The organism is Massilibacteroides sp., from assembly GCF_028705895.1.
Classification (GTDB): domain Bacteria; phylum Bacteroidota; class Bacteroidia; order Bacteroidales; family Tannerellaceae; genus Massilibacteroides.
The window spans coordinates 1-12,991 of sequence record NZ_JAQWCQ010000073.1 but is presented as its reverse complement, the minus strand read 5'-3'; the positions used below and the strand labels follow the sequence as shown (position 1 = coordinate 12,991).

The window sequence follows — 12,991 nt, the reverse complement described above, 5'->3', positions numbered from 1 at the left end:
GGTATAAAGGAGCGTTCAGGCAAGGAATTGCGTCTGAGCATAAAGCTCGAAGAGGAAATTTTTTTAATCTCTTATCACATGCATAGGAGAAGACGATACGTGGACTTTAATTTATAGAGGAAATATACCAAAATAAAACAATACCTTTGTGTCGTGTAATTGTAAATTAATATACATTATGTCAGTAGCAAAAGCAGATGAAAATAGGAAAGTAACCACGCACCGCCTAATCGAAATGAAGCGCAGAGGTGAGAAAATTTCCATGTTGACAGCTTATGATTATTCTATGGCCGCGATTATTGATCAGGCAGGAATGGATGTTATTCTGGTAGGTGATTCGGCCTCAAACGTGATGGCGGGTAATGTAACCACCCTACCGATTACGCTTGATCAGATGATCTATCATGGCAAATCAGTTATGAAAGCCGTTAAGCGCGCTTTGGTTGTGGTTGATCTTCCTTTTGGAACGTATCAGGGAAATTCGAAAGAAGCCTTAGCATCGGCTATCCGTGTTATGAAAGAAACACATGCCGATTGTATTAAGATTGAAGGAGGGGTGGAAATTAAGGAGTCGATCGAACGAATTTTGTGTGCCGGTATTCCTATTATGGGGCATCTTGGACTTACACCTCAGTCGATAAATAAGTTTGGAACCTATACAGTAAGAGCACGCGAAGAGGCTGAGGCCGAAAAATTAGTCAGTGATGCCCATTTGCTCGAGGAATTAGGTTGTTTTGCCATTGTACTTGAGAAAATTCCTGCAAAACTTGCTGCCCGCGTTGCAGAGGAGCTGACTATTCCGATTATAGGCATCGGAGCAGGAGGGGGTGTAGATGGCCAGGTTTTGGTGATGCACGATATGTTAGGTATAAACAAAGAGTTTTCTCCTCGTTTCTTACGTCGTTACGCCAATTTAAATGATGTGATAACAACTGCTGTGCAAGGTTATATAACAGATGTGAAAAGTCGGGATTTCCCGAACGAGAAAGAACAATATTGAGTTGTTAGTAGAGATGCACGACCGTGCATCTCTACTATACTCTGATAAGATCAATTTATTAATAGCAGATCATCTCCGGTGTGATGGGAGCAAACTTTTCCGCATCTGATTTACGGAAAGTTACACCACCATTATTCCAATTAGAAGGCCATCCGCCAATGATATGTCCTAAAAATACTACTTTAATCTCATGCAACCCTTTTGCTAAGGCAGCAGATTTATCATTACGTGAAAAGCGTTTCGTTTCTCCCTTATTGCTGATTAAGAGTTTTCCGTCAATCCAAACTTCCTCATTCTCTGAAGAAAAGAAATAAACGCCGTCTTCCGGTATATCTACGTACCCCGTTGCAATAGCAGCGTACTGTTTCACATTACGCATGGATTCGTCTGTTTTCTCTACCTGTGTTAGCTCACGAAGCGATTTAATAGTTGATTTTTTCCAGTCGCTTATCCCTTCTAATTTAGATGATTCGAGGAAATAACCGTAGGTCACCTGCATTTGTAGTCCGGGTGTTTTCCTGGCTACTTCTTTAGCCGGAGCTAAGGCTTGTTTTTCCACCGTAATCTCACGCGTTTTACTCATTTTACCTGAAGGCAGGACAGAACGTATCTTTAATACTCCCGATTCGGTAAATTCAATTGGCGTTTCATATATTGCAGATTCCGGAGTTGGTTCGCTTCCGTCTGTTGTATAAACTACTTTGATAGGACGGGTAGTCTTGAATTCAAGCGTTGCTTTATCTGTAAATGCCACAAAATCCGCAGAGCCATTAGGTTGTTCCGGCTGCGGAATATGATAATTGATACCATGCCCGTCTAAACGAACCAAGGCATTGTCCAACCGGCGTTCAAAATCTTTATAATCTTTGTTTTCCAACTTCGTCCAACCAATTTCCGATAAAGCAAGAATACGTGGATAGATACGATATTCCATTAAATCCGTATTATACATATACTCAGTCCATATATTACATTGAACGCCCTGTACGTGATGTGCCTTTCCGGTTGTTACTAATGTGTCCGGCGTCGGATTGTAGCTGTATGTTTTTTCCAATGTTGTATAACCACCGATTGCGACAGGCTCAATCTTAGAATCACCCTGATAGTGATCCAAGTACATTCCGTTCCCTCCCGGAGTCATAATAACATCATGATTCATACTTGCAGCTGCAATACCACCGGCTTCTCCACGCCATGACATGACTGTAGCAGTAGGAGCAAGGCCTCCTTCCAGAATCTCATCCCAGCCAATCATCTTTTTACCATATTTAGCCAATACTTTTTCGATACGTTGCACGAAATAACTCTGCAAGCGTTCTTCTGCACTATGTCCATCTTTTGCAACTAAGCCTTCTTCACGGATACGCTTCTGACAAAGCGGGCAGTTCTTCCAACTGGTTTTCGGACATTCGTCACCGCCAATATGGAAATATTCACCGGGAAAAAGAGCAGCTACTTCTGCAATAACATTTTCAAGGAATTCAAAGGTGCTTTCTTTTCCGGCACAAAGCACAACATCTTCAACCCCCCAGATAATACGTGGTGTGATTTCCTTTCCTGTACAGGATAATTCAGGATAAGCTGCAATGGCTGCCAATTCATGCCCCGGAAGTTCAATTTCGGGAATGATGGTAATGAAGCGTTCAGCCGCATAAGCAATTACCTCTTTGATTTCTTCTTGTGTGTAGTAGCCTCCATATTTGTTGCCTTCACCTTCAATACGCTTCGAACCAATCTCTGTCAGTTTCGGATACTTTTTGATTTCAATACGCCAGCCCTGATCTTCCGTCAGATGCCAATGAAAACGATTAACCTTAAATAATGCCAATACATCCAATTGCTTTTTGATGTTTTCTACCGGAATGAAATGCCGGCAGGGATCAAGCATTATTCCACGATAACCAAAACGGGGTTCATCTGTAATGTTTACAGCCGGAGCAGTCCAGGCAACTCCGTTAACTAAAGAGGGATTTTCTACTTCTGCTGGTAGTAATTGCAGAAATGTCTGCATACCATAGAAAAGTCCCTGAGGAGTTTTAGCTTTAACGACAACGTTCTTGTTCGTAACATCAAGAGTATAACCCTCATTGTTAACCTGCAGTGCTTCATCAATTAACAGTGAAATGGTATTTCCGCCCTCTTTATCGGTAACAGCACATGTGAATCCCGTTGACGGTTGTAGTTTAGATACAAAGAAATTGGCAATTGTTTTTGCCTCTTCTGTCGGAGCATAAAATGCAGTTTTGCCATTCAACGTAAAACTGCCATCGTTTTGCATAAGGCTTACAGGCTGAGGGATAATATTTATCCCTTGATTGTAAACTGCTTGCTTAACCGGTTCCTGCGTGCACGATGACAGGACGCAGAAGGCGGTTGCCGCGCATAATGTTAGAATCTTCTTCATCTTTGTGTTTTTAAATAATTTTTGCGTGTATATATAAAAAGTCCCCTGAATTGCATAATACACAATTCAGAGGACTTCTATTGAGAGAATTACCATGCAAAGAGCGGATACCCTTTCATCGTACAATTTACTTTTTCACGAACAGTCGTAATCGTCTGATCGTTTTCCGGATTTGCCAGAACCGTATCAATCAGTTCTACGATTTCGCCCATTAAATCTTCTTTGGCTCCTCGTGTTGTGATCGCAGGAGTACCAATACGGATACCTGATGTCTGGAACGGAGAGCGACTATCAAACGGAACCATATTTTTATTCACCGTAATGTCTGCAGCAACAAGCGCTTTCTCAGCAACCTTACCTGTCAGATCGGGGAATTTGGTACGTAAATCAATCAACATGCTGTGATTATCCGTACCATCGGAGATAATCTTATATCCCTTATCAATAAATGACTGCGCCATTGTAGCCGCATTCTTTTTAACCTGAGATTGATAAGTTATATACTCCGGCTCTAATGCTTCTGCAAAAGAAACTGCCTTTGCTGCGATTACGTGTTCCAGCGGTCCGCCCTGAATACCAGGGAATACGGCAGAATCCAATAATTGTGACATCATACGGATATCTCCCTTAGGAGTTGTTTTTCCCCAAGGATTTTCAAAGTCCTTACCTAATAGGATAATACCACCACGCGGGCCACGTAATGTTTTATGTGTTGTTGATGTAACAATATGAGCGTGCTTCAATGGATTGTCCAACAATCCGGCAGCAATCAACCCGGCAGGGTGAGCCATATCAATCATCAATAAAGCACCTACCTTATCAGCTATCTCACGCATACGTTTGTAGTCCCATTCACGAGAATATGCCGAGCCGCCACCTACAATTAATTTCGGACGTTCGCGTAAGGCAACTTCTTCCATCTGGTCGTAGTCCACGCGTCCTGTATCTTCTTTTACATTATATTCTGTCGCCTTATAAAGAATCCCTGAACTGTTAACAGGTGAACCATGAGATAAGTGCCCTCCGTGCGCCAGATTCAATCCAAGGAATGTATCACCCGGATTCAATACCGCTAAAAATACGGCAGCATTTGCTTGCGCGCCAGAATGAGGCTGAACATTAGCCCATTCCGCATTGAAGATTTGTTTCAGTCGTTCAATAGCAATTGTTTCGCTTTGATCTACTACTTCACACCCTCCATAATAACGCTTCCCCGGATACCCTTCAGCATATTTATTTGTTAAACAACTTCCCATGGCTTGCATAACCTGCTCGCTCACAAAGTTCTCTGAAGCAATCAACTCAATTCCTTTCAATTGTCGCTGACGTTCTTTTTCAATGATGTCGAAAATGATGTCGTCTCTTTTCATCTCTTAATCTGTAAATCTGTTGTTATATATTGGGAATTACACTTTTGAAAGTGAAAAACGCAAATTTAGTATATTTTTCACGAAGATACAGTGGCTTAGACTAATAAATTGTTAGTTTTGCGTATAGACACAAATGAAAAGTTATGATAGATTACACTAATTATCTGTATTTAGCCATACGTGCTGCTTTAGATGCCGGGCAGGAAATAATGAAAGTTTACGTTGATAAAGAGACTGAATTGGAAATCGAAAAGAAGGCAGATAATTCTCCGGTGACTAATGCAGATAAAGCGGCCAATAATTTAATTGAAAACGCCTTGTCTGTAACACCATTCCCAATCTTGAGCGAAGAAGGGGTACAGATTCCTTACAAAGAACGTTCGAAATGGGATACTTTCTGGATGGTGGATCCTTTGGATGGAACAAAAGAGTTTATTAAAAGGAATGGTGAGTTTACCGTAAACATTGCATTGATAAAGAAACAAACTCCCGTTCTTGGTGTTATTTATGTTCCTGTTCGTAAGGAATTGTATTATGCGACCGACTCAATAGGCGCTTTTAAAATTGATGGACTTGATTATGCTAATCAAATGTCATATAGTGATATATGTACTCAATCGAAACAATTACCTTTAAAACTACTTCATCAGAGCATTGTTGTTGTTGCTTCCCGCTCGCACAAAACGGAACATTGTATCGAATTCATCGAAAATCTCAAGAAACAAGGAAAACCTGTTACTGAAATAAACAGCGGCAGTAGTCTGAAAATATGTATGGTAGCAGAAGGAACAGCTGATATCTATCCTCGTTTTGCACCATCAATGGAATGGGATACAGCAGCAGGTCATGCTATAGTCCGTGCTTCGGGTTATGAGATTTATCAGATTGATGGAAAAACGCCACTTGTCTATAATAAGGAAAACTTATTGAATCCCTGGTTTGTAGCACGTTCTTCTTCTTTATTGTTGTAGTTTTACACCCTGTTTTACTCTGTTTGCATTATGTTTTTTGACATATGCAAGATATATACATTTTTAACTTTCAAAAGTTTGTAGATTGTAGATTAATCTCTATGTTTGTGCAAGTGATTACATGTTTAATGGTTTCATTATGCTTAAATCATACAGACGACTTTTTAATTGTTTAATTTTCTACTTTTAAACAATTCTTCCGGCTTACTTTCTTCTATAAGCCGGAGTTTATTTTACTGCATTAAATTTTCTTTATCTGATTTTCTTATCCGGTTTTATTACCCTTGTTACGCATTTATAGTATGATAAACACAGTAGCACAACGAACGCCTAAGAGCGCTTCAAATTTCAAACTTGCAAAAGAAGGGAACCAATATGGCATGAATGAACGTGTCAAGAAATTGAGAAAGCAATCCTTCGAAGCAGAACCGTCTTTGTCTATTGAACGGGCACTGATTGAAACGAATTTCTATAGGGAGAATTACGGGAAATATCCTATTCCTGTTCTTCGTGCCCTTAACTTCTTAGAGATATGTAAAAAGAAAACAATTTACATCGGAAATGATGAACTTATTGTAGGAGAACGAGGACCGAAACCTAAAGCCGTACCTACCTTCCCTGAACTTACTTGCCATAGTGTGGAAGATCTACACGTATTAAACACCAGAGATTTACAACGATATACGATTTCGCAAGAGGATATTGACACGTATGAACGCGAAGTGATTCCGTATTGGAGAGGTCGTACGCAACGAGAGCGTATTTTCGGACATGTACCTAAGGAATGGAGCTTATTGTATGAAGCAGGTCTGTTTACTGAATTTATGGAACAACGTGCTCCGGGACATACGGCATTGGACGGAAAGATTTATAAGAACGGATTGCTTGATCTGAAAGAACGGATTGCCGGCGAATTAGAAAAACTCGACTTTATAAATGATGTGGAAGCAACCGATAAACAGGAAGAATTGATGGCTATGTCTATATCCTGTGATGCGGCTATTGTTTTTGCAGAGCGTCATGCGGATATGGCAGACGAAATGGCATTAACGGAAAAAGACCCGAAACGTGCTGCCGAATTGCGTAAGATTGCAGAAGTTTGCCGCTGGGTTCCTGCTCATGCGCCTCGTAACTTCTGGGAAGCAATCCAGATGTATTGGTTTGTTCACTTAGGAACGATTACCGAGTTGAACGGTTGGGATGCGATGAACCCCGGTCATTTCGATCAGCATTTATATCCTTTCTATGAAAAAGGGATAGAAAATGGTGAGTTGACGCGTGATGAAGCAAAGGAATTACTGTCTTGTTTCTGGGTGAAAGTAAATAATCATACAGCTCCCCCCAAAGTGGGTATTACCGCAAAAGAGAGCGGAACATATAATGATTTCACTAATATTAATATTGGCGGTGTAAAGGCCGACGGATCTGATGGCGTGAATGAAGTTTCGTATATTATGCTTGAGATAATTGAGGAGTTACATATTCTTCAACCGGGCAGTTCTATCCATATCAGTTCACGCACACCAGACAAATTCCTTCGCGCCGGATGTAAAGTAATCCGGCAAGGGCATGGATATCCGTCGGTATTCAATCCGGATGTGTACATCCAGGAGTTGTTACGTCAGGGGAAATCATTGCAGGATGCACGTGAAGGAGGATGCAGCGGGTGTATTGAAGTTGGCGCTTTCGGTAAAGAGGCTTATTTGCTGACCGGCTATCTGAATGTACCTAAGATACTGGAAGTAACATTAAACAACGGTTATGATCCGGTTACCGGAAAGTTGGTTAGTATTCAGACCGGAGATCCCAGAGAATTTAAAACGTTTGAAGAGGTTTATCAGGCTTTCCTAACGCAATTACGTTATATCGTTGATCAGAAGATGAAGGTAAGCAATTATATCGACTGTATGTTTGCCAAGTATGCTCCGGCTACCTTTCTTTCTTTGTTTGTTGATGATTGTATTGCCCGCGGTAAAGATTATTATAATTGTGGTCCGCGCTATAACACCACCTATATACAATGTACGGGATTGGGCACGACGACTGACAGTCTTTCCGTATTAAGAACGCATGTGTTTGAAAATAAAACGTTCTCTATGGATACGATTCTGGATGCAGTCGCGCGCGACTTTGAAGGAGAAGAAAAGCTTCGTCAGTTTATTCTGAACAAAACCCCATTTTTCGGTAACGATACGAAGGAAGTAGATGAACTGGCCGTTCGCATTTACGATGATCTGGTGGATACCATAGACGGCAAACCGAATACTAAGGGAGAAACATTCCGTCTGAATATGCTTTCAACCACTTGTCATGTTTATTTCGGTAAAGTAATGGGAGCAACGCCCAACGGGCGTTTAGCAGGAAGATCCATCTCCGATGGAACGTCTCCATCTCACGGTAGTGATACGCACGGACCTTCTGCTGTGATTAAATCATTGAGTAAATTAGACCAGATAAAAAGCGGAGGAACACTGCTGAATCTTCGTTTTCTGCCGAGTTTGCTGAAACGGGAGGAAGATATCTCTAAATTAGCACATTTGATCCGCACGTATTTCTCTCTTGGAGGACATCATGTCCAATTTAATATTGTTGATACAGAAACACTTTATGCAGCACAGCAATGTCCGGAAGATTATAAGGATCTGCTTGTACGTATGGCGGGATATAGTGATTATTTCAATGATATGAATGCTGATTTGCAGAATGAGGTAATCTCAAGAACAGAAAACGAGTCTTTCTAATAGGATAAAATGGCTCTTATATTTGACATTAAACGCTACGCGATAAATGACGGACCGGGCATCCGAATCACTATTTTTATGAAAGGATGTCCGTTGTCTTGTGTCTGGTGCCATAATCCGGAAGGGATTCGTGTAAGCCCCGAAAAACTTTATACCAAAAAGAAATGTATCGGCTGTAAAAGTTGCGTTGACGCTTGTCCTCATCAGGCGTTAATGCTTACTCCCGATGGCATTGTGACAAACGAAGAATTATGTACGCTCTGCGGCAAATGTGTTGACGTGTGTCCCACAAAGGCAATGGAAATGTCGGGTACGAACTATTCTGTTGATCAGCTCATGCAAGAGATCGTAAAAGAGACAGCCTTTATGGATCAGTCTTCAGGTGGAGTTACTTTTTGCGGAGGAGAACCATTGATGCATCCGGATATGTTGCTGGATTTACTCTATCGTTGTGGAGAGGAAGGAATTCATCGTGTCGTTGATACAACGCTCTATGCTAAACCGGAAGTAGTAAACAAAGTATTAGATAATTGCGAGATGTTTCTGATAGATCTCAAACATATGGATTCAGAGAAACACCGTCAGTTTTGTGGTGTACCTAACGAACGGATCCTATCTAATATTAAGATGATATCCGAGGGCGGAGCTGATTTTTTTATCCGCATACCTCTTATTGAAGGGGTAAATGCCGACGAAGAGAACATCAAACGTTCCGCTGAGTTTTTATCCTCTATTTCCTGGGAAAGAAAGACTGTTAACCTTCTACCATATCATGATATCGGTAAAAATAAACACGAAAAACTGGGAACCCTATACAACCGCAGAGCTATCTCAATGTCCACTCCTTCTGAGGAAATACAGGAGCGCACAATATCCATATTCAAGGAATATGGAATCCATGCGCTTATAGGGGGGTAAATGTAAATGTGTTTTGTGTTTACAGAGCAACTTTTATCACGATTTTCCGGATTGAACCTTCGCCTATTCCGGGAGCATGACCATCCTCTGGAAAATAAACGGCAAATTCTCCGGGATAAATTTTGGTATAAGCTGTGGGACGGTCGATGTAAAATGTTATATCTTTTTCCGGGTTATAAGGTGATGTTTCCTCCTGCAGGTCTAATGTCGTTTTCCAACCGATCTTTTCTACGCCTAATATAGGAGACTGTATATCGATATATTTCTTGTGGGTTTCGATGGCAGCATCCTTTTTGTCTTTACCTTTAATGCTGCTGATCATAACAAAAAGTCTGTCGCCGTCTAATTCATATTTTCCGTCTTCAAGAGTGGAAAAGTCCGTATTGTGTAAATAATCAAAGGCTTGTTTGAATTTTGGGTGAAGCACTTCAATGTTTGACGTGTTTTTCAATGAATCGTGTATCATGTGGTATATTGTTTATTGTTTATGTGTTAATAATAAGACAAATGTCGTTTATTATGTTGTTAAATAATAGTTTTTTCTCCAATAAATATATAAAAAAATAACTGAAGAATAAAAAGTATTTTCATACTATTGTAACTCTTTTGCATCTATTGTTGTTGTATCTATAGAAAAGAAGAAAAGTTTATGAAATGATGAATAAAGAAACGACCAAAACGCTTCCGGTTTTGGATATGAGTTGTGCTGTTTGCGCAAATAATGTTGAGCATACAGTCGCCGAAATGGAAGGGGTAAAAAATGCGGTAGTTAACTTTGCTACACACACACTGACTGTAACCTATGATGGAGATGTCATAAGTTTGGATAAGATGAAAACTGAAGTCCAAGCCGTAGGTTACGATCTTATAATTGAAGAAGAGAATGCTTCGGAGGTACAGGAAGATATTGAAGCGAAACGTTATCGGCTATTGCGTCGAAACGTCATTGGAGCATGGACTTTTGCAATACCTTTAGCCGTATTAGGCATGTTTTTTATGCATATCCCGTACGCCAATTGGATTATGCTGTTTCTGGCATTAAGTATTATGCTTTTGTTTGGCAGGGAATTTTATGTCAACGGACTTAAGCATGCACTGAAAGGAAGTGCCAATATGGATACCCTTGTTGCTTTGAGTACTTTGATTGCTTTTATTTTCAGCTTATTCAATACTGTTTATCCGCAATTTTGGTATGACCGAGGCTTGGAACCACATGTTTATTATGAGGCTTCGGGAGTAATTATTGCATTTGTGTTATTAGGTAAATTGCTGGAAGAAAGAGCAAAAAGAAACACTTCTTCAGCTATAAAGGGATTAATGGGATTGCAGCCTAAGACAGCTTATCGTGTTTCTTCAGACGGTACAGAAGAGGAGGTTATGATTTCCCAATTACAGACAGGAGATTTGATTCGTGTGCATCCGGGAGAACGAATACCGGTAGATGGGGTTGTTACGGAAGGCGTCTCGTCGATAGACGAAAGCATGTTGAGCGGAGAAGTAATTCCTGTGGTAAAGCAAGCGGGAAGTAAGGCTATGGCGGGAACGATCAATCAGCAGGGTGCATTTGTGATGCAGGCAACAGGAGTGGGAGAGGCTACAATGTTGGCTCGTATTGTTCGTATGGTGCAGGAAGCGCAAGGAAGCAAAGCTCCCGTACAACGTATTGTCGATAAAATCAGTCGTATTTTCGTTCCCGTCGTGATGGCAATTTCAGTGCTGACTTTTGCTGTCTGGATGTTAATAGGAGGGGAGGCGTATTTTTCTCATGCCTTAATGTCGGCCGTTTCCGTATTGGTTATTGCTTGCCCATGTGCATTAGGACTGGCAACCCCGACTGCATTGATGGTAGGGATGGGTAAGGCTGCGAATCATCAGATACTTATTAAAGATGCTTACGCATTAGAAAATATGTGTAAGATAGATACCGTCGTATTAGACAAGACGGGTACACTGACTGAAGGAAAACCTTCGGTGGTGGATTCCTATTGGTTCTCAGAATCTAAAAAGATTTATTTAGACGTATTGTTTACGGCAGAAAAGAAATCGGAGCATCCTTTATCAATAGCTTTGTTAGAATGGCTTGAGGAATCAGGAGCATCGATGATTGAAGTTGATAATTTTGAAAGTTGTGTAGGTCGAGGCATTAAGATGAATGTAAAAGACCGCACTTACTGGGTTGGCAATAGGGCTTTCAAGGATAGTTTTGATGTCCAACTTGCTTCTGAAGCCAAATTGGTGGTGAAAGATTGGTCGAAAAAAGCAAATACAATCATTTATTATGGGTGCGGTTCTACGTTGTTAGCTATGATTGCCATTGCGGACAGTATGAAAATGACTTCTCCGCAGGCTGTCGGTCTATTGAAGAAAAAAGGAATTGACGTTCATTTATTGACCGGCGACAGAGAAGAAGTTGCCAAAGCAACTGCCAAAGAGGCCGGTATAGAAAACTACAAAGCCGATGTTTTACCCGAAGGGAAAGAAGATTATATAAAAGAACTACAGGCAAAAGGAAAAATTGTTGCCATGGTAGGTGATGGGATCAATGACTCGCAGGCACTTGCTCGTGCAGATGTAAGTATTGCTATGGGAAAAGGTACAGATATTGCAATGGATATTGCCATGGTTACGTTGATGACCTCTGATTTATTGCGCTTACCCGAAGCAATCCGATTGTCCAAACAGACCGTAAAACATATCCGGCAAAATCTTTTCTGGGCGTTCATTTATAATCTGATAGGTATTCCTTTAGCTGCCGGTATTTTATATCCTGTCAATGGTATGCTTTTAGACCCAATGCTGGCCAGTGCGGCAATGGCTTTTAGTTCCGTGTCGGTAGTGCTGAATAGTTTAAGACTAAAATATACAAACTAAAAAGATAAGAAGATGAAATTTAAAACGAATGCAAAATGTGGAGGTTGCGTGACGGCAATCGGAACAAAATTGAATGAGATTATGACTACAGATGATTGGTCAATCGACCTACCATCTAAAGTATTAGAAGTAAAAGCTGATGTTTCTTCGGAAGCCGTAGAAAAAGCTGTAACGGCAGCCGGATTTAAAGCTGAGAAAATCGATTAATTTTAATCAATAGTATGAATAAAAAAATATAAAGTATATTTTTCCAAAAATATCCTTTATAATTGTAAAAATAACCTTTATATTTTTACGCCTGTTTTTTCGTTGATTTTCAAGATGTAAAAAATGCCCGTTGACGGAGTTAAATTAGTCGATATTTAATTCGCCAACGGGTTTTTAGTTAACTGTCTATCTGAAAAGACTTTACTCCCACTGTCTCAATTCCGCAGCAATAAGCTGATATTCCTTTTCGGTTTCCAAGTATTGATCTACCGCATCATAATACGCTGATAGCTCTAATAAATAGTTGATCAGGGACAACTGCTTTTGCTTGAAGGCTTTCTCTAATAATTCTTCATTACTTGAGGTCTTTAATAGCTGATCACCTGACTTTGACGGTTTATTTTCGAAAACGAATGATTTTCAGTGTCTTTTGTTTTTGTTTAGACACTACACCTAATTTCTACTATCCAGTTTAAATGGTACGGTATGCCTTTTCATTTTCATGGCTT

General features: G+C 40.4%; 9 protein-coding genes. 6 read left to right on the top strand and 3 right to left on the bottom strand.

Translation table 11 applies throughout. The features are described 5' to 3' along the window. Positions 1–178: 178 nt before the first annotated feature. Entirely contained in the window at positions 179–1,000 is an 822-nt protein-coding gene (gene panB / locus PHT93_RS13990) for a 3-methyl-2-oxobutanoate hydroxymethyltransferase (RefSeq protein ID WP_300244135.1), read from the top strand. Positions 1,001–1,058: 58 nt separating this feature from the next. On the opposite strand, the gene PHT93_RS13985 is transcribed toward panB, so the two are convergent. Together PHT93_RS13985 and glyA are read right to left on the bottom strand one after the other, a co-directional pair. After that, positions 1,059–3,404 (bottom strand): family 20 glycosylhydrolase, encoded by a 2,346-nt coding sequence (locus PHT93_RS13985; protein WP_300244133.1) that lies wholly within the window; start codon positions 3,402–3,404, stop codon positions 1,059–1,061. An 89-nt stretch (positions 3,405–3,493) separates the two neighbouring features. Continuing rightward, entirely contained in the window at positions 3,494–4,774 is a 1,281-nt protein-coding gene (gene glyA / locus PHT93_RS13980; protein WP_300244131.1) for a serine hydroxymethyltransferase, read from the bottom strand. Positions 4,775–4,917: 143 nt separating this feature from the next. Here glyA and cysQ point away from each other — a divergent pair, with 143 nt between their 5' ends. The 3 genes from cysQ to PHT93_RS13965 all read left to right on the top strand — a co-directional run bounded on the left by cysQ (position 4,918) and on the right by PHT93_RS13965 (position 9,404). Next, positions 4,918–5,745: a 3'(2'),5'-bisphosphate nucleotidase CysQ gene (gene cysQ, locus PHT93_RS13975; RefSeq protein WP_300244129.1), complete on the top strand. Its 828-nt coding sequence runs from the start codon at positions 4,918–4,920 to the stop codon at positions 5,743–5,745. A gap of 380 nt (positions 5,746–6,125) precedes the next feature. Beyond that, a complete protein-coding gene (gene hypD, locus PHT93_RS13970) occupies positions 6,126–8,486 on the top strand; it encodes a trans-4-hydroxy-L-proline dehydratase (RefSeq protein ID WP_300244139.1) in 2,361 nt (786 codons plus the stop codon). A gap of 9 nt (positions 8,487–8,495) precedes the next feature. Continuing rightward, positions 8,496–9,404: a glycyl-radical enzyme activating protein gene (locus tag PHT93_RS13965; RefSeq protein ID WP_300244126.1), complete on the top strand. Its 909-nt coding sequence runs from the start codon at positions 8,496–8,498 to the stop codon at positions 9,402–9,404. A gap of 19 nt (positions 9,405–9,423) precedes the next feature. Here PHT93_RS13965 and PHT93_RS13960 read toward each other — a convergent pair whose 3' ends face one another. After that, positions 9,424–9,870: a YhcH/YjgK/YiaL family protein gene (locus PHT93_RS13960; protein ID WP_300244124.1), complete on the bottom strand. Its 447-nt coding sequence runs from the start codon at positions 9,868–9,870 to the stop codon at positions 9,424–9,426. Between the two features lie 191 nt (positions 9,871–10,061). Between PHT93_RS13960 and PHT93_RS13955 the strand changes: the two genes are divergently transcribed. Next, complete coding sequence (locus PHT93_RS13955) at positions 10,062–12,275, top strand: heavy metal translocating P-type ATPase (RefSeq protein ID WP_300244137.1); 2,214 nt, start codon at positions 10,062–10,064, stop codon at positions 12,273–12,275. Positions 12,276–12,287: 12 nt separating this feature from the next. Then, complete coding sequence (locus tag PHT93_RS13950; RefSeq protein ID WP_300244122.1) at positions 12,288–12,482, top strand: cation transporter; 195 nt, start codon at positions 12,288–12,290, stop codon at positions 12,480–12,482. Positions 12,483–12,991 lie beyond the last annotated feature (509 nt).